The organism is Allobosea sp. P1_A7, from assembly GCF_056406775.1.
Map to the genome: position 1 here is coordinate 52530 of NZ_JBFTZN010000001.1, position 18468 is coordinate 70997.

14 protein-coding genes are annotated in these 18468 nt (G+C 66.0%); 1 reads left to right on the forward strand and 13 read right to left on the reverse strand.

Translation table 11 applies throughout. The features are described 5' to 3' along the window. Positions 1-93: 93 nt before the first annotated feature. From AC1D34_RS00245 to xdhA, 7 genes are read right to left on the reverse strand one after another with little or no spacing between them, the layout of a single operon-like run. Positions 94-1173, reverse strand: a complete 1080-nt coding sequence (locus AC1D34_RS00245) for a BMP family ABC transporter substrate-binding protein (RefSeq protein WP_476823182.1) — start codon at positions 1171-1173, stop codon at positions 94-96. Positions 1174-1204: 31 nt separating this feature from the next. Next, positions 1205-2128: an ABC transporter permease gene (locus AC1D34_RS00250; protein WP_441489106.1), complete on the reverse strand. Its 924-nt coding sequence runs from the start codon at positions 2126-2128 to the stop codon at positions 1205-1207. Next, positions 2125-3204, reverse strand: coding sequence for an ABC transporter permease (locus AC1D34_RS00255; protein WP_441489107.1), 1080 nt, complete (start codon positions 3202-3204; stop codon positions 2125-2127). The genes AC1D34_RS00250 and AC1D34_RS00255 overlap by 4 nt, the downstream gene beginning before the upstream one ends. Next, positions 3197-4762: an ABC transporter ATP-binding protein gene (locus AC1D34_RS00260; RefSeq protein ID WP_441489108.1), complete on the reverse strand. Its 1566-nt coding sequence runs from the start codon at positions 4760-4762 to the stop codon at positions 3197-3199. Before AC1D34_RS00260 ends, AC1D34_RS00255 begins: the two co-directional genes overlap by 8 nt. Further along, positions 4743-5621 (reverse strand): xanthine dehydrogenase accessory protein XdhC, encoded by an 879-nt coding sequence (gene xdhC / locus AC1D34_RS00265; RefSeq protein ID WP_441489109.1) that lies wholly within the window; start codon positions 5619-5621, stop codon positions 4743-4745. Before xdhC ends, AC1D34_RS00260 begins: the two co-directional genes overlap by 20 nt. After that, the gene (gene xdhB / locus AC1D34_RS00270; RefSeq protein ID WP_476823183.1) at positions 5618-7969 is read right to left on the reverse strand and encodes a xanthine dehydrogenase molybdopterin binding subunit; all 2352 of its coding nucleotides are present in this window, start codon (positions 7967-7969) and stop codon (positions 5618-5620) included. The genes xdhC and xdhB overlap by 4 nt, the downstream gene beginning before the upstream one ends. Beyond that, entirely contained in the window at positions 7962-9440 is a 1479-nt protein-coding gene (gene xdhA / locus AC1D34_RS00275; RefSeq protein WP_441489111.1) for a xanthine dehydrogenase small subunit, read from the reverse strand. Before xdhA ends, xdhB begins: the two co-directional genes overlap by 8 nt. Positions 9441-9557: 117 nt before the next feature. Between xdhA and guaD the strand changes: the two genes are divergently transcribed. Then, positions 9558-10898, forward strand: a complete 1341-nt coding sequence (gene guaD / locus AC1D34_RS00280; RefSeq protein WP_441489112.1) for a guanine deaminase — start codon at positions 9558-9560, stop codon at positions 10896-10898. Here the strand turns inward: guaD and AC1D34_RS00285 are convergent. From AC1D34_RS00285 to AC1D34_RS00310, 6 genes are all read right to left on the reverse strand, one after another. Beyond that, positions 10859-11716, reverse strand: coding sequence for a D-amino-acid transaminase (locus AC1D34_RS00285; protein ID WP_069877297.1), 858 nt, complete (start codon positions 11714-11716; stop codon positions 10859-10861). The two genes, guaD and AC1D34_RS00285, sit on opposite strands and share 40 nt — an antisense overlap. Positions 11717-11878: 162 nt before the next feature. Next, the gene (locus AC1D34_RS00290; RefSeq protein WP_476823184.1) at positions 11879-13474 is read right to left on the reverse strand and encodes an ABC transporter ATP-binding protein; all 1596 of its coding nucleotides are present in this window, start codon (positions 13472-13474) and stop codon (positions 11879-11881) included. 1 nt (position 13475) lies between these two features. Then, entirely contained in the window at positions 13476-14597 is a 1122-nt protein-coding gene (locus AC1D34_RS00295) for an ABC transporter permease subunit (RefSeq protein ID WP_476823185.1), read from the reverse strand. Positions 14598-14601: 4 nt separating this feature from the next. Then, on the reverse strand, positions 14602-15522 hold the full coding sequence (locus AC1D34_RS00300) for an ABC transporter permease subunit (protein WP_476823186.1): 921 nt from the start codon (positions 15520-15522) through the stop codon (positions 14602-14604). Between the two features lie 65 nt (positions 15523-15587). Beyond that, positions 15588-17189 carry a peptide ABC transporter substrate-binding protein gene (locus AC1D34_RS00305; protein WP_441489116.1) on the reverse strand — a complete coding sequence of 534 codons (1602 nt, stop codon included), beginning with the start codon at positions 17187-17189 and terminating at the stop codon, positions 15588-15590. Between the two features lie 131 nt (positions 17190-17320). Further along, a complete protein-coding gene (locus AC1D34_RS00310) occupies positions 17321-18439 on the reverse strand; it encodes an alpha/beta hydrolase family protein (protein ID WP_476823187.1) in 1119 nt (372 codons plus the stop codon). Positions 18440-18468 lie beyond the last annotated feature (29 nt).

Genomic DNA, 18468 nt, shown 5'->3' on the forward strand with positions numbered 1-18468 from the left:
TCGTTCGGGGCGTCATGCCGCCTCCGTCATTCCCGTCAGCCGAAGTCTCGATCCGGCTGCGGGGATGACGTCAGGATAGGTTGGCCTGCGCGCTCAGGCCTGAACGCCGTCGACGTACCAGTCCATCTTCGCCAGCATCTCGTCGGGGGCGGTCTCGCCGGCCTTGAGGCGCAGCACGCCCTTCTGGTCCTTGAGCTCGCCGGTGAAGGGGTGGAGCGTGCCGGCAACGATGCCCTTCTGGACTTCTTCCGCGCCTGCGCGTGCGGCCGGCGTCATCGCGGGATTGAACGGGGCGAGCTTGACGAAGCCGTCCTTGATCCCGCCCCAGACGTCGCCCGACTTCCAGCTGCCGTCCATGACCTCCTTGACGCGCTTGATGTAGTAGCCCGACCAGTCGTCGACGATCGCCGAGAGATGCGCCTTGGGCGCGAAGGCGCTCATGTCGGACGCCTGGCCGAAGGCGAAGACGCCGCGCTGCTCGGCCGCCTGCAGGGCGGCGGGGCTGTCGGTATGCTGGGTGATCACATCGGCGCCCTGGTCGATCAGCGCCTTGGCGGCGTCGGCTTCCTTGGCCGGGTCGTACCAGGTCGAGGCCCAGATGACCTTGGTCTTGAAGTTCGGGTTGACCTTGCGGGCGGCGAGCGTGAAGGCGTTGATGCCCATCACGACCTCTGGAATCGGGAAGGAGGCGATGTAGCCGGCCTGGCCGCTCTTCGACATGTGGCCTGCAATCGTGCCGATCACGGCGCGGCCCTCATAGAAGCGGGCATTGTAGGTCGCGACGTTCTGGGCGCGCTGATAGCCGGTGGCGTGCTCGAATTTCAGCTTCGGGAACTGCTTTGCGACCTGGATGGTCGGGTTCATGAAACCGAAGGAGGTCGCGAAGATCAGCTGGTTGCCGGCCTGCGCCAGCTGGCGCAACGCGCGCGCCGCATCCGGCCCCTCGGCGACGTTCTCGATGAAGCTGGTCTTGATCTTGTCGCCATACTGCTTCTCGAGCGCCCTGCGGCCCTGATCATGCGTCCAGCTCCAGCCGTGATCGCCGATCGGACCGACATAGATGAAGCCGACACCCAGTGGCGCCTGCGCGAAGGCGCTGCGGCCGAGCAGGGGCAGGGCGGACGCCGCGGCGCCGCCGGCTACGAGCGTGCGGCGGGTGATGATGGATGACATGGTTGTTCTCCCCACGGGGTTGGCGGCGCCGTCAGGACGCCGAGAAGGGTTTGCCGAGACATGCGGGCGCATCGAGCCGGCCCGTCTTGCGACCGAGCGACATCATCGTCAGAACCAGGATTGTCGCAAGATAGGGGGCCATCGCCAGCACCTCCGGCGCGAGCCAGGTGATGCCGGCAGCCTTGGCCTGAAGCTCGAAGGTCATCACCGCGCCGAAGAGATAGGCCCCGAGCAGGAGTCGGCCGGGCTTCCAGGCGGAGAAGACGACGAGCGCGAGCGCGATCCAGCCGCGCCCGGCAGTGAGGCGGTCAGCCCACATCGGCGTCAGCGCCAGCGAGAAATAGGCGCCGCCGAGGCCCGCCAGCGCGCCGCCGAAGGCGATCGCCGCATAGCGGATGCCAATGACGGGATAGCCGATGGCATGGGCCGAGGCGTCATTCTCGCCGACCGCCCGCAGGATCAATCCAGCGCGCGTCCGGCGCAGGAAAATGCTCACGCCGAGAACCAGGGCAAGCGAGAGATAGACGATGATGTCGTGCCCGAAGAGCGCACGCAGCCAGGGATGGCCGGAAAGCGCTTCGGGAAACAGGGGCCCCAGACGATCGATCGTGCGGCCGACAAAGCCGGCGCCGATCAGCGAGGAGGCGCCGACGCCGAAAATCGTCAGCGCCAGGCCCGTCGCGACCTGGTTCGCGGTCAGGCTGAGCGTCAGCACGGCGAAGATCATCGCGGTTGCGATGCCGGCGATCACGGAGGCGATGAGGCCAAGCGCAACGCTGCCGGTGCTGAAGGCGACCGCGAAACCGGCGACGGCCCCGGTCAGCATCATGCCCTCGACACCGAGATTGAGCACGCCCGACTTCTCGACGACGAGCTCGCCGAGCGCCGCGAGCAGGATCGGTGTCGACGCTGCGACGAGCGTCATGATGATCGAGACCAGGATGACGCTGTTCATCGCGGCGCCACTTTCGCCGGCCTTGCCCTGAAGGCGATGCGATAACGGACCAGCACATCGGTCGCGAGCAGGAAGAACAGCAGCATCGCCTGGAACATGCCGGTCGCGGCCTGGGGCAGGCGCACGGTCGTCTGGGCGATCTCGCCACCGACATAGGTTGCCGCCAGAACGACGCCGCCGAGCACGATGCCCAGCGGGTGCAGGCGGCCGAGGAAGGCGACGATGATGGCGGTGAATCCGTAGCCGACCGGGAACTGCGGGGTAAGCTGGCTGAAGGGGCCTGCAGCCTCGAAAATGCCGGCAAGACCCGCAAGGCCGCCGCCGATCAGCAACGTCACCCAGGTCGTCCGTTCGGCGCTGAAGCCGCCGTGACGCGCCGCAGCCGGTGCGAGCCCGACAACCTTCACCGCATAGCCCGCGGTCGTCTTCTCCAACACCAGCCAGGCAATGACGGCAATGACGAGTGCGAGCGGAATGCCGAGATGGACGAGCGTCTCGGGGATGACGACCGGCAGCGTCTGATCGGCCGTGAACATGCGCGTCTGCGGGAAGTTGAAGCCGTCCGGATCCTTCCATGGACCGCGCACGAGGTAGTACAGCACCTGCACCGCGACATAGGTCAGCATCAGGCTGGTCAGGATTTCGCTGACCTGAAGCCTGACGCGCAGCAGAGCCGGGACCGCAGCCCAGGCCATGCCGCCGAGGATGCCGGCGAGAGCCATGGCCGGCAGGATCCACCAGCCGCTCATCTCATAGGTGGCGAGGGCAACACCGGTGCCGGCGATGGCGCCCATGATGTACTGGCCCTCGGCGCCGATATTCCAGACATTGGCGCGAAAACCGATGGCGAGGCCGAGCGCGATCATCACCAGCGGCGCCGCCTTGACGCCGAGATCCGGCCAGCGATGCGGCTCGAGGAAGGGTACGAGAAAGAAGTCGAAGACCGCGGTCAGCCCGTCATAACCCATTGCCGTGAAGACCATCGCGCCGGTCGCCATGGTGAGCGCGATCGCGATCAACGGGCTCAGATAGAGCATCGCCCGGCTTGGTTCGCGGCGGCGGCGCCATTCAAGCATGAAGCGGCGCTCCTTCGGGCTGGGCTGCGCCGTGAATGCCGCCCATCATCAGGCCGATCTCGTCGATCGCGAGCTCTGCGACCGGGCGGGGCGGCGAGAGCCGACCCTCGTTGATGACGCTGAGCCGGTCTGCCAGTTCGAGCAGTTCATCGAGGTCTTGCGAGATCACCACGACCGCTGAGCCCTTCGCCGCCAGATCGACCAGCGCCTGCCGGATCGCTGCTGCGGCGCCCGCATCGACCCCCCAGGTCGGCTGCGAGACCACGAGGACACCTGGTTCCTGGCCGATCTCGCGGCCCATGATGAATTTCTGCAGATTGCCGCCGGACAATGAGCGGGCCGGAGAGCCTGGACCGGTGGTGCGCACGTCGAACCGGCCGATGACGGCCTGAGCGAAGCGCCGAACCGCTCCGAGGCGGATGAAGCCGCGAGGTGCCAGTGGCAGCCGGTAGCGCGCCGTCAGGATGGCATTCTCGGCCAGCGAGAAATCCGGCACGGCGGCGTGTCCGTTGCGCTCCTCCGGAACGCAGGCGAGGCCGGCGCTGCGCCTCTCGCCCGCTCCCTCGCTGCCGACGGGCTTGCCGTCGAGCATGATGGCGTTCCGCACCGCACTGAGGCGCTCGCCGGACAGCGCGCCGAGCAGCTCGGCCTGGCCATTGCCGGCGACGCCGGCGATGCCGAGGATCTCGCCGGCCCGTGCCTCGAAACTGATGTCGCGCAGGCTCGTGCCGAAGGGCGGTTCGCCGGGCAGGGAGAGGCCCGACACGATCAGCCGGCGCTTGCCGATCCTGCCGGAATGGGCGTTCTCGATCTGGCGCAATTCGGCGCCGATCATCAGCTCGGCCATGCGCCGCGTCGTCTCCTGCCGCGGGTCGCAGGTTGCGACGACCCGGCCGGCGCGCAGGATCGTGGCGGTGTCGCACAAGGCTTTGATCTCGTGGAGCTTGTGGCTGATGTAGAGGATCGAGCAGCCTTCGGACGCGATCTGCCGCAGGGTCTCGAACAGACGCTCGACTTCTTGCGGTGTCAGGACCGAAGTCGGCTCGTCCATGATCAGGAGCTTCGGCTTCTGCAGCAGGCAGCGGACGATCTCGATGCGCTGCCGCTCGCCGACCGAGAGCGTATGGACCTCGCGCTCGGGATCGAGCGGCAGCGAATAGCTCTGCAGAACTTTGGCGACGCGGGTCTTCAGCTCCTCGCGATCCACGGCCTCGTCGAGGCCGAGTGCGATATTCTCGATCACCGTCATCGCATCGAACAGCGAGAAATGCTGGAAGACCATGCCGATGCCGAGCCGCCGCGCCGCCTTGGGCGAGGGGACCGAAACAGGCCGGCCATCCCAGGAGATGCTGCCCGAATCGGCCTGCTGAACGCCGTAGATGACCTTGACCAGCGTCGACTTGCCCGCTCCGTTCTCGCCGAGCAGGGCGTGGATCTCGCCGGGCTTCACGCTGAAGCTGATGTCGTCATTGGCTTTCACGCCGGGAAAGCTCTTGGAGATGCCCGACAGCACGAGCCGGGGCGGCGTATCCGTCCTGTCATGCGGCGACGCCGTCATCTCCTGCCCTTCTCCCCGGACCTTGTCGGCCCTGCGCCACGCTTTGCCCGGAAGCCAGTTGCTTGGCAAGCAAGCTCCGCACCAGTTCGGCTGCCGTCAAGGCGGCGATGACCTCAGGGCGCTTGTCGTCCACATCATCCCCGCCGATCGGGCAGGTCAGGCGCGCCAGGGCATCGCTTGCAGGGTGCCGGCGGCGGAAGCTGGCAGCGAAGCGTGCGCGCTTCGTCGCCGAGCCTATCATGCCGACATAGGCGGCATCCCCGCGCAGGAGCGCAGCCTCGGTCAGCCGGTAGTCGAGCGCATGGCTGTGCGAAAGGATCACGAAAGCGGTGCCGGGCTGGGCCGATGTGATCGCCTCGGCCGGGTCGTCCAGTCGTAGCGGTGCGACACCAACGGGAAGATCGTGCATCTGGGCTTCGCGGTCGTCGATCAGAATGACCGTCAGCGGCAGGCGCATGAGGGCCTCGGCAAGCGCGCGCCCGGTATGGCCGGCGCCGAGGATGAGGACGGCAGGCTGCGCTGCGCACCTTGCCGCTTCGGCGGCCTGGAGAGTCGCGAGATGGCACGGCCTGGCCCGCTCCAGCACGACACCGACCCGGCCGCCGCAGCACTGGCCCATTTGCGGCCCAAGCGGAATATCGAGGCGTCGCGAGATCTCGCCGCTCGCCAGCATCTCAAGGGCGATGTCGGTGCAGTGGAATTCGAGCTGGCCGCCGCCGATCGTCCCAGAATTGCCCTCGGCGGTGACGACCATCGTCGCGCCGGTTTCGCGTGGGGTCGATCCTTCGGCGCGCTCGATGCTGACAAGGATGGCGCCTTGCTCGAGATGGGCTTCGAGGAAAGTCGCCAGCCCGGTCATGGCGCCGCGCCCCGTGCCTGCTCCCGCATGCGGTCGACCGCATCGAGTACGCGCTCCGGCGTCGCCGGCGCGTCGAGACGGGGACAGAAGCGATGATCGCCGACGCTCGCGACCGCGTCCGACAAGGCGTGAAGCACGCTGATCGCCAACATCAGCGGCGGCTCTCCGACCGCCTTGGAGCGGTGGATCGTCGGCTCGCGATTGGGGGCGTTCTCGAGCAGGTCGACATTGAAGATGCGCGGCCGGTCGGAGGCGACGGGGATCTTGTAGGTCGAGGGCGCATGGGTCTTGAGCCGGCCTTTGTCGTCCCACCAGAGTTCCTCGGTGGTAAGCCAGCCCATGCCCTGCACGAAGCCGCCCTCGATCTGGCCCTTGTCGATCGCCGGGTTCAGCGACGTGCCGCAATCATGCAGGATGTCGACCCGCTCGACCTTGTATTCGCCGGTGAGCGTGTCGATCGCGACTTCGGCCGCAGCAGCGCCGTAGGCGAAATAATAGAACGGGTGGCCACGCCCGGCCTTGCGATCCCAATGGATCTTCGGCGTCGCGTAGAAGCCGGTCGCCGAGAGCTGGACGCGGGCCATGTAGGCTGCCGCGACGAATTCGGCGAAACTCATCTCCTGCGTGCCGATCCTGATCCGGCCCGGCAGGAAGGCAATCTCCTCGGCTGAAACCTCCCAGCGCTTCGACGCGAAGGCGATGAGCCGCGCCTTGATCGTCTCGCAGGCATCGAGCGCGGCCATGCCGTTGAGATCGGAGCCGGAGGAGGCGGCTGTCGCCGAGGTGTTCGGCACCTTGCCGGTGGTCGTCGCGGTGATCTTGATCCGGTCGAGGCCGATCCCGAAAGCCTGCGCCACGACCTGCGCCACCTTCACATAGAGGCCCTGGCCCATCTCGGTGCCGCCATGGTTCAGCGCCACCGTGCCGTCCGTGTAGACATGCACCAGGGCGCCTGCCTGATTGTACCAGGTCGCGGTGAAGGAGATGCCGAACTTGACCGGGGTCAGCGCGATGCCACGCTTGATGACCGGGCTCTTGCGGTTGGCCTCACGGATCCCCGCCTGGCGCGCGCGGTAATCGCAACGCCGTTCAAGTTCGGCGATCACGTCGCCGGCGATATTGTCCTCGACCTGCTGGTGATAGGGCGTGATGTCGCGACCGACCGCGCCATAGAGATTGCGCCTGCGGATCTCGAGCGGGTCAAGCCCGGTCGCGAAAGCAACCTCCTCGATGAAGCGTTCCGCTCCGACCATGCCCTGGGGGCCGCCGAAGCCGCGAAAGGCCGTGTTCGAAACGGTGTTGGTCCGCAGGGGCTGCGAACGTCCGCGCACCGCCGGGTAGAAATAGCAATTGTCCATGTGGAACAGCGCGCGGTCGGTGACCGGGCCCGAGAGATCGGCGTTCCAGCCGCAGCGCGCCGCATAGACCGCGTCCACCGCGTGAATATGCCCCTCGTCATCGAAGCCGATCTCGTAATCGACCACGAAATCATGGCGTTTGCCGGTGATGACCATGTCGTCGTCGCGGTCGGGCCGGAGCTTTACCGGGCGCTTCAGCTTGCGGGCAGCGAGCGCGGCGACGCAGGCGAAGAGATTGGCCTGCGTCTCCTTGCCGCCAAAGCCGCCGCCCATGCGCCGGACCTCGATGGTGACGGCGTGGGAGCCGACGGCGAGCACCTGCGCGACCATGTGCTGGACTTCGCTCGGATGCTGCGTCGAGGACAGCACCAGCATGTCTTCGTCCTCGCCGGGGATGGCGAGCGCGATCTGGCTCTCCAGATAGAAATGATCCTGCCCGCCGATCTCCATCGACCCCTTGAGCCGGCGCGGGCTGGCAGCAAGCGCTTCCGCGACATCGCCGCGCTCCAGCTTCAGCGGGTCGGTGACAAGCTCGCCGCCGGCCGCGCGGGCCGCTGCGACATCCAGCAGCGGAGCGGCTTCCTCATAGGCCGCCTTGGCCAGCGCGGCGGCGCGGCGCGCCAGATCCCGGGTTTCCGCGATAACCGCGAAAAGCGGTTGGCCGTGATGCAGGATATTCTGCGTCGTGAAGACAGGCTCGTCATGTCGATGCGTCGAGCTGATGTCGTTCGCGCCCGGAATATCCTCGGCCGTCAACACGGTGAGAACGCCGGGGGCCGTGCGCACGGCCGCGAGGTCGAGCGATATCAGCCGCCCATGCGCGACCTGGGAAAGGCCGAGATAGGCATGCGCAAGGCCGGCCGGCTCGGCGATATCGTCGATATAGAGGGCTTCACCCGCGACATGCTTGGCGGCGGAATCATGATTGCTGGTCCGGCCGAGCGGCCCGGCCACGACCTCGGTCTCAAGCCGTTTGCGCGCGTCAGCCATGGGCAGCCTCCGCAAGCAGGCCCGCGACGCGCGTGTCGACGTCAAGCGCCGTCGTTTCGATCAGGAACCGGCGCAGGAGATTGCCGGCCACCTTCAGCCGGTACGCCGCCGAGGCGCGCATGTCGGTCAGCGGTGTGAAATCCCGGGGCAGGGCGGCGATGGCGGCAGCGACCGCAGCCTCGTCCCAATCCCTCCCGAGCAGCGCGGCTTCCGCGGCGGCGGCCCGTTTCGGGATACCGGCCATGCCGCCATAGGCGAGCCGTGCCTCGCTCACCCGATTGGCTTCGTCGAGATGCAGCAGGAAGGCGCCGCACACCGCCGAGATATCCTCGTCGAAGCGCTTTGAGATCTTCGAAATGTGGAACAGAGCGTCATTCTGCAGTTTCGGCACCAGCACGGCCTCGACGAATTCGCCTGGCTTCCGGTCCTGGCTGCGATAGTCGAGGAAGAAGGCTTCGAGCGGCAGCGCGCGTCGCTCGCTGCCGCGCCGCAGCACCAGAGTTGCGCCAAGCGCAATCAACGCTGGCGGCAGATCGCCGATCGGTGAGCCATTGGCGATATTGCCGCCGATCGTCCCGGCATTGCGCACCTGCTCGCCGCCGAAGCGGCGCATCAGCTCGTCGAGTTGCGGCGAGAGCGCCGCGAGTGCCGTGCGGACATCGATATGGTTCGCCATGGCGCCGATGCGCAGATGATCGCCCTCGTCGCTGACTGCACGCAGGTCCTCGACACGGCCGAGATGGATGATGGTTTGCGGCTGCTGCATCCCCTTGGTGATCCAGAGACCGACATCGGTCGCGCCGGCGACGAGAACGGCCTCGGGATGGGAGATGACGAGATCGGCGAGGGCGTCTGTTGTCGCCGGCGACAGGAAGCGTCGCGCGCCATGGGCGAGTGCCAGCGTTTCCTGATCCACAAAAGCATGCAGCCGGGCGGCGATGCCGGGCGCCGAAAGCGCGAAGCGATCCTGCTTCCGGTCGGTGTGTTCGTAGAGGCGACGGGCCGCGGTAATGATCGGCTCGTAGCCGGTACAGCGGCAGAGATTGCCCGCGAGCGCGTCCTCGATTCGCCCCAGCTCCGGCGCCGGCTCGTTCAGCCAGAGCGCAAGGAGCGACATCACGAAGCCCGGCGTGCAGAAGCCGCATTGCGAGCCGTGGCAATCGACCATCGCCTGCTGCACCGGGTGCAGGCGTCCGTCCGCGCCCTTCAGGTGCTCGATAGTGAGCAGATGGCAGCCATCGAGCGTCGGCAGGAAGCGGATGCAGGCGTTGATCGCCTCATAGCGCAATCGGCCGCCGTCGAGGCGCCCGACGACGACGGTGCAGGCTCCGCAATCGCCTTCGGCGCAGCCTTCCTTCGTGCCGGTCCGGCGGCGCTCGAGGCGCAGCCAGTCGAGCAGCGTCTGGGTCGGATCGCTGGACGCGATCTCGACCAGCTCATCGCCGTAGAGGAAGCGCACTATCTCACGCATGGCGGCCCGGCCGCTCACAGATCCAAATCATGCCTCCAGATTAGGCATGTTCGACGCTTGGCCGAAAGCTTTGATTTGGTGCAGATATGACGTGATTTTGAGCCGGAGCACGAGCCCGTGAACGAAGACCGTCGCCTTCGCGCCCTGCGTGGCCGCCTGCTCTGGTTCGTCGGCGATCCCGAGACCTCCGGCGACGCGGCGCATCGCTTCATCGGGGATGGCCTGGTCGTCATCGCCGACGGACTGATCAAGGCCGTCGGCGCCGCATCGGAGCTGCTGCCGACGCTGCCGGAAGAGGCGGAAATCGTCGATCACCGGCCGAACCTGATCATGCCGGGCTTCATCGACGCGCATCTGCACATGCCGCAAACCCAGGTGATCGCCTCCTATGGGGCGCCGCTGATGGAGTGGCTGAACAAATACACCTTCGTCGAGGAGCAGAAGCTGGCACAGCAGGGACATCCGGAGAAGCTGACGCGGTTCCTGCTGGACGAGCTGCTGGCGAGCGGCACCACCACGGCGGCCGTCTACTGCTCCGTTCACCGTCAATCGGCCGAAGCCTTCTTCGCCGAATCGGAGCGCCGCAACACGCGGATGATTGCCGGAAAGGTGATGATGGACCGCAACGCCCCAGCGGCGCTGACCGATACGGCCGAGAGCAGCTATGCCGACAGCAAGGCCCTGATCGAGCGCTGGCACGGCCGGGGACGCCAGCTCTATGCGATCACGCCGCGCTTTGCGGTGACCTCGACACCAGAGCAGCTGGCCGCTGCCGGGCGGCTCGCCTCTGAACATCCGGACTGCTTCGTCCAGACCCATATCAACGAGAACCAGGCCGAGATCTCATTGGCCTGCCAGCTCTATCCGAATGCCGATGATTATGCCGGCATCTACCGGGATTACGGCCTGCTCGGCCGCCAGAGCCTGATGGGCCACTGCATCCACATGACCAAGCACGAATGGCGTGCCTTTGCCGAGGCCGGAGCTGTCGCCGTGTTCTGTCCGACCTCGAACCTCTTCCTCGGTTCAGGTCTGTTCGACTGGGCCCGGGCGAAGCGAGAAGGCGTACGGGTTGCGGTCGCGACCGATATCGGTGGCGGCACCAGCTATTCGATGCTGCGGACCATGGCCGAGGCCTACAAGGTGCTGCAGCTGCAGGGCCAGTCGCTTTCGGCGTTTGCGGCGCTCCATGCCATCACGCGCGGCAATGCGGTGGCGTTGGGGCTCGATCATCTCATCGGCTCGCTCGAGCCCGGCCGTGAGGCGGATGTCGTGGTGCTCGACCCGGCTGCGACGCGGGCCATGGCGCACCGGTTGGAAACGGCGCGCGATCTCGCCGAGGAACTCTTCGTGCTCGTCACGCTGGGTGACGAGCGCAATGTCGCCGCGACCTATGTCGCGGGGGAGCGTGTGGGCGATCAGCCCAGCACGCCGCCCTTCCTGGCGAAGTCGATATAAATCTCGCGCAGGCGGATCGCGGTTGGGCCCGGCGCGCCATTGTGGATCGTATGGCCGTCGATCGAGACCACCGGCATCACGAAGCTGTTGGCCGAGGTGATGAAGGCCTCCTCGGCGTCGAGCGCCTCATCCAGCGTGAACGTGCGTTCCTCGAAGGTGAAGCCGGTTTCGGCGAGGAAAGCCAGAACAGCCTTGCGGGTGATGCCCGGCAGGACCTTGTTCGAGAGCGGCCGCGAGATCAGCGTCTTGCCCTTGACGATCCAGGCGGTCGAGGACGCACCTTCGGTGACGACGCCATCTTCCACCAGCCAGGCTTCCTGCGCGCCGCTTTCGGCGGCGAACTGCTTGGCCAGCACCGGCCCGAGCAGGTTGACGCTCTTGATGTCCCGGCGGGCCCAGCGCAGGTCCGGGCAGGAGACGACCTTGATGCCGGTCTTGGCGGCGGGGGCCTCGCTCAGGTTGCGGGCCTGCGAGAACATCACCAGGGTCGGCGCCACATCCTTCGGGAAGGCGAAGTCACGGTCGGCAGCGCCGCGCGAGACCTGGAGATAGATACCGCCCTCGTCGATGTTGTTGAGCTTGATCAGCTCCTCATGGATGGCGGTCAGTTCGGCGCGCGACCAGGGCAGGGCGAGCCGGATTTCCCCGCAGGAGCGCTCCAGACGGGCAAGATGCGCGTCGCAGTCGACCAGCTTGCCGCCGAGCACCGCCGAGACCTCGTAGATGCCGTCGCCGAAGATGAAGCCGCGGTCGAAAATCGAGATCCTGGCCTCTTCCTCGGGCAGGTACTCACCATTCACATAGACAATACGGCTCATCGGCTTCGGTCTCGTGGTTGAAGGAACGTCGGCATTGGTAGCGGAGGCGCGGGCGGGAGGCGAGTGCCAAAGCCGGCTTGCAGATCGGCGTCGGGCGCAACACTGCCGCGCCGAACGGACAAGGACCGCCACGGCTACCGGGCCGGACCGGATATCTTCCGTTTACGCCTTGAGCGCGGCCGCGATCAGCCTCTGCGTGTAGCCCTCTCGCGGTGCGGCGAAAATCGCCTCGGTTGGTCCGCTTTCGACGACGCTGCCATCCTTCATCACCATGATCGTGTCGGCCATGGCGCGGACCACGGCGAGGTCGTGGCTGATGAAGAGATAGGAGAGGTCGTGGCGGGCCTGGAGGTCCTTGAGCAACGCCACGATGCTCTTCTGCACGGTACGATCGAGCGCCGAGGTCGGCTCGTCCAGTACGACCAGCGCCGGGTGCAGGATCATCGCGCGCGCGATCGCGATGCGTTGGCGCTGGCCGCCCGAGAATTCGTGCGGATAGCGGTTGCGCAGGCGCGGATCGAGCGAGACCTCCTCCAGGGCCTGCGCCGCGCGCATGTCGCGTTCGGCGCGCGTCAGATGGGGCGCGTGGACCAGCAGCCCTTCGCTGACGATCTCGCCTACGGTGAGCCGCGGCGAGAGCGAGCCGAACGGGTCCTGGAAGACGACCTGCAGGCTCTTGCGCAGCGGCCGCATCTGCGAGCGATCGAGCGGCGCCAGCGCCCGGTCCTCGAACCGGATCTGCCCGCTGGCCGGCACGAGCCTGAGGAGCGCCTTTCCCAGCGTCGACTTTCCCGAGCCGGACTCCCCGACGATGCCGATGGTCTGGCCGCGCTGCAGGGTCAGATCGACACCGTCGACGGCGTGGAGCAAGGCGTTCCTGCGCTTGAGAAAGCCACGACCGAGATCGTAGCTGACGCGCAGGTCACGGGCCTCGAGCAGGATCGGGGCGCCCTTCGGCGCAGGTTTCTTATGGCCTGCGGGCTCTGCCGAGAGCAGCAGCTTGGTATAGGGATGGCTCGGTGCTGCGAAGAGGACCTCAGTGGTTCCGCTCTCCACCACTTCGCCAGACTTCATCACATAGACGCGCTCTGCATATTTCCGCACCAGCCCGAGATCGTGGCTGATCAGGACGACGGCCCTGCCGAGCCGCTTTCTGAGATCGGCGATCAGCGCCAGGATCTCGGCCTCGATGGTGACGTCGAGCGCTGTCGTGGGTTCGTCGGCAATCAGGATATCGGGATCATTGGCCAGCGCCATCGCGATCATGACGCGCTGGCGCTGCCCGCCTGAGAGCTCGTGCGGATAGGCATCGAGCCGTTCCTGCGGCCGGGGAATCTGGACGAGTTTCAGGAGTTCGAGCGCCCGCGCCCGCGCGGCGCTGCGTGACAATCCCTGGTGCTTGCGCAGAGGCGCGGCCATCTGGCTGCCTATCCGGAACAGCGGATCGAGCGATGTCATGGGCTCCTGGAAAATCATCGCGAGCTTCCGGCCGCGATAGGCATTGAGTTGCCTGGGTTTCAGCCCGAGCAGCTCCGTGCCGCGATAGCGGATCGAGCCTTCCACCTCGCCATTCCCAGCGAGCAGGCCCATCGCGGCCATCACCGTCTGGCTTTTGCCGGAACCGGATTCGCCGACGATGGCGACGAATTCGCCGGCTCCGACAGCGATATCGACGCCGTTCACCGCATCGAGCAGCCCATCATTGGTCCGGAAGCGCACGCGCAGGTCGCGGATGTCGAGGATCGGAGCGTCCCCCATCTCAGCGATCCCTGGGATCGAGCGCGTCGCGCAGGCCATCGCCGAGGAAGTTCAGCGCGAACAGCGTGGTCACCAGGAAGCTCGCCGGGAAGATCAGCATCCACGGCGCGCCCTGGATCGAGCGGGCGCCGTCCGAGATCAGCACGCCCCAGCTCGTCATCGGCTCCTGCACGCCAAGGCCGAGGAAGGAGAGAAAGCTCTCGAGCAGGATGATCTTCGGCACCAGCAGCGTGACATAGATGATAACCGGGCCAAGCGTGTTGGGAATGACATGGCGCCTCAGGATGCCGCCGGTCGTGACGCCGAGCGCCTCGGCCGCCAGCACATATTCCTGTCGCTTGATCGAAAGTGTCTGTCCGCGAACGATCCGGGCCATGTCGAGCCATTCGATCGCGCCGACGGCAAGGAACATCAGGATGAAATTCCGGCCGAAGAAGACGACCAGCAGGATGACGAAGAAGATGAAGGGCAGCGAATAGAGCACGTCGACGATGCGCATCATCAGCATGTCGATGCGTCCGCCGAGATAGCCTGCTGTGGCGCCGTAGCTGACGCCGATCACGAGCGCGACACCCGTCGCGAGCAGTCCGATCGCCAGCGAGACCCGCCCGGCGATCAGCGTGCGGGTCAGCAGGTCGCGGCCATTGGCATCGGTGCCGAACCAGAAGCGCTGCCGCTTGATCGGCACTTCCAGAGCGAGCCTGCGGCCATCTTCCTCATTGGCCAGGATCTTCGGTGTGCCGAACTGGTCTGAGCGATCGAAATAGACGAGAAGCCGCTGATCGATCGGGCGCTGTGACGTCAGCGTCAGGCGCACGCTATCCTGGCCTACAGCGATATCGCTCGCCGTCGCCCGGACGCGCGAGGCGATGCGCTGCACGGCGGCTGGTATCGCCTCGGCCTTGGGATAGCTGTCGATGCTGGCGGGCACACGGACATAGTCCTGGTAGACCCGATCATGCGGATGCCCGGTCATCAACGGGCCGATCAGGCAGGCCAGCGTCATCAGCGCCAGCACGATCAGGCTCGCGACCGCTGCGCGGTTGCGCATCAGGCGGATGCGCGCATCCTGCCAGAGCGAGCGCCCGGTGACGGGCAGGGGGGCAAGCGTGATCTCGCTCATGCGCTCACTCCAGCCTGACGCGCGGATCGAGCAGCGCATAGACAACGTCGACGACGAGATTGAAGACCAGCACGAAGATCGCCACGACAACGACCGTGCCCATCACCAGGGTGTAGTCGCGGTTGAGCGCACCCTCGACGAAATAGCGGCCGATCCCGGGAACGGCGAAGATGCTCTCGACCACGACCGAGCCCGTCAGCAAGGCCGCGGCGGCCGGCCCGAGATAGGAGACGACGGGCAGGGCCGCGCCGCGCAGCGCATGCAGTGCGACCGTCACGCTGGAAAGCCCTTGTGCCCGCAAGGTGCGGATATGGTTGGCGCGCAGGGTCTCGATCATCGCCGCGCGGGCCATCCGCGCGATCACCGCGATCTGCGGCAGCGCCAAAGTCACGATCGGCAGGATAGTGTTGCGGACCGCACCGCCATTCCAGCCACCGACCGGCAACCAGGCCAGCATCAGCCCGAAGACGATCTGCAGCACGGGCGCGACCACGAAATTGGGAATGGTGATGCCGGCAGTGGCAAAACCCATCACCGCATGGTCGGCATGCTCGTTCTGGCGGAAGGCTGCGAGCACGCCGAGCGGGCCGCCGATCAGCAGGGCAAGAGCGAGTGCCGATGCGCCCAGCCGCATCGAGACCGGCAGCCCCTGCGCGAAGAGCTCGGCGATAGAGAAGTCGCGGAAGTAGAAGGAAGGGCCGAAATCACCCCTGATCAAAGCCGCGAGATAGGTCAGATATTGCTGATAGAGCGGCCGGTCGAGCTGATAGATCCGGCGCAGGTTCTCCATCACCTTCGCTTCCAGCGGCTGTTCGAGGTCGAACGGCCCGCCCGGTGCGACGCGCATCAGGAAGAAGGAAATCGTCACGATCACGAACAGGGTCGGGATCGCGATGGCGAGGCGACGCAGGATGAAGGAGAGCATTCCGAATGAACCGGGCCGTCTGCGGTGTCATGACCGGGCAGGCCCGGCCATGACACGCGGGTTTCTTACGGCTTCAGGCTCATGAAGCGTGTCGGCAGCGCGCCGCGCAGATTCTGCTGGAAGCCGACGAGCTTGGGCGAGACCAGGTTCTTCGACGAATAGAACATCACCGGAATCCACGGCACCTCGGCAGCCAGGATCGCGTCGGCCTCGCGCAGGATCGCGGCGCGCTTGGTCAGGTCGATCTCGTCGGCGGCCTTGGCCAGCAAGCCGTCGAAGGTCGGGTTGTTGTACTTGCCGGAATTGAACCCCTTGTTGTCGCTGAGGAACAGAAACAGGAAGTTCTGCGGGTCCGAAAAATCGCCGATCCAGCCATAGCGGGCGATGTCGAAATCGCCACCGTCACGCAGAAGGGCGAAATGGGTCTTGCCGTCGGTGTTGATGAAGCTGGTCTCGACGCCGAGTGCCTTCCACTGCTCGGCAATGGCGATGACGGTGCGTCGGTTGTTGTCGGTCGTGTTGTAGCGGAGCTGTATCTTCAAGGGCATGCCGGGCCCGAAGCCCGCATCCTTGAGCAACTGCTTGGCCTTCTCCTCGCGGTCGAGCGGCGAGGCGTTCTTGAAGTCGGCTTCGGCGGCCGTGCCGTAATTGCCGATATTCGGCGGAATGACGCCATAGGCCGGCAGCATCGTGCCACCCCAGATCTCGTCGGCGATGAACTCACGGTCGAGCACCATGGACAGGGCCTGGCGGACGCGGACATCGTCGAAGGGCTTCTTCGAGCTGTTGATGATGAGAAAATAGGTGCCGAGATAGGGCGCGATCTTGACCTGATCGCCCAGTTTTTCGCGCAGCTGCTTGATCTGGTCGGCGGGGATGTCGGTCGTCATATGCAGTTCGCCGGCCTGGAAGCGCCGGGCGGCGGCGGCGAGGTCCGGCGACGGATAATAGATCACCGTATCGATCTTGACGTTGGCCGCGTCGTGGAAGGCCTTGTTCTTTTCAAGCTTGATATGGGAGTTCGGCACGAACTCCTTGAGCACATAGGCGCCGTTCGAAACCCAGTTCTCCGGCTTGACGAAATCGCTACCGAATTTCTCGACTGAGGCCGGATGGACCGGAAGTCCGGTCTGGTGCGTCAGCAATTCGAGAAAATACGGGGTCGATCGCTCCAGCTTGATCTCGAGCGTCGTGTCATTGACGGCCGTTACACCCAGATCGGCAAGCTTCGCGCCCCCGTCGCTCTTGTTGATCTTCTCCGCGTTCAGGATCGGATAGAGAATGTTCGCGTATTTCGCCCCCGTCTCGGGATTGACCATCCGCCGCAGCGAGAAGACGAAATCCGAGGCCTTCACCGCGTCCCCGTTCGACCATTTCGCATTGGGGCGCAGCTTGAACGTATAGGTCTTGCCGTCCGGGCTGATCGTCCAGCTTTCGGCCACGCCGGGCACGACGGTGCCGTTGATGTGGTGGATGACGAGCCCTTCGGAGAGATCACGCAGCAGATGCGCTTCGGACACGGTCGAGGTCTTATGCGCGTCGAGCGTCTCGGGATCGGAGTCGTTGCCGCGATGGAAGGTGACCTGGGCTTGTGCGACCGTGGTGGTGGCGAGCGCCAGAGCCGCGGCAATGGCGAGCGGCGCCGCGCGGCGCGTGATCCTGAACATGACGAAACTCCCCTGAGGGCAGGTCTTCCTGCCTGTTCCTGACATGACCGGGAGAGTAGAGCGCGCTGCTCGCGCGCTGCCAAGCAGGAAAAAAACTTGCAGGCAGGAAAAGTCTTGATCCCCGTTTTCGTTTACGGGGCGCCGCCGGAGGGCAGCATGAACGTGTCGTTCTCGAAGGCGATCACGCAATCGCCAGCGGCCTTGGCGCAATCGTTCAGCGTCGCTTCCTTGGCGCGATCGAGCGTCTGGGAGCCAAAGGTGTAGCGGAAATGCTTGCGTGACCGGCTGAGCGCCATCGCCTTCTCGCCGGGCGCTGCAAAATACTGCTCGAATGCGGCGGCGCGTGCCGTCAGCCCCAGCTTGGCAAAGAGCTCCCTTGCCTGGGCAGGCGACCAGGTCGGCAGCTTCCAGGCACGCAGCGACGCGTCCACCTCGCGCAGCCAGAAGAACCGGGCCTGTCCGTGACGGAAGATCAGGTGACCAGTGGGCCGGACTTCGGGCAGCTCGACGAAGCGGATATCGCCGCCGGCATCGCGTGCGGCGCCGCGCATGCGGTCGACGAGCGCGGGCGGAAACAGCTCGTCGTTTTTCGCATAGATCCAGAGCTGTGGTGGCGCGCCGGGCACCTGCCAGCCCTTGACGATGCCGACCAGCGCATCGCGCGCCTTGTCGACACAGCTGTCGATATTCAGGCCGCCGGCGACATTGACGATGCCGCGCAAGCCCGCTGGTTTGCGCTGGGCGAGCGCCAGGACCGCCGCGCCTCCCGCCGATTCTCCGACCGCAATGGCGCGCGCCGGGTCGACATCGTCGCGCTGTTGCAGCACCCGCAGGGCGGCTTCGAGTTCGCTGGCATCCGCCTCGAATCGGCTGGTGAAATCGAGATCGGCGCAGGAGGTCGAGGCCGGGAAGGGCCCGTCCGACTGGCCGAAGCCACGACGCATGACGACGGCAGCGAGCCAGCCACGCCGGGCAAAATCCCGGGCGACGGTGGCGTAGGACGCCGCCCGCAAATCGCCCATGCTGACGCTGCTCGAGGATTTGCCATGAGTGATCAGCGCCAGCGGGAGGCGACCCTCAGCACGCTCCGGCCTGACGATCAGCGCCTCGAGCCTGATGTCACTCCCGTCGAGCTTGATCCGGAGGAAGGTGCTCTCCTCGCGCAGGGGCTCCTGCGCGCTGGCCGCTGCCGCGGCCAGGATCGGAAGCATGACAGCCGCGAGCCGCAGCAGCATCCTGGTGATGCGCATGGCCTGTTCCCCGCAATCCCGGTCCGCCG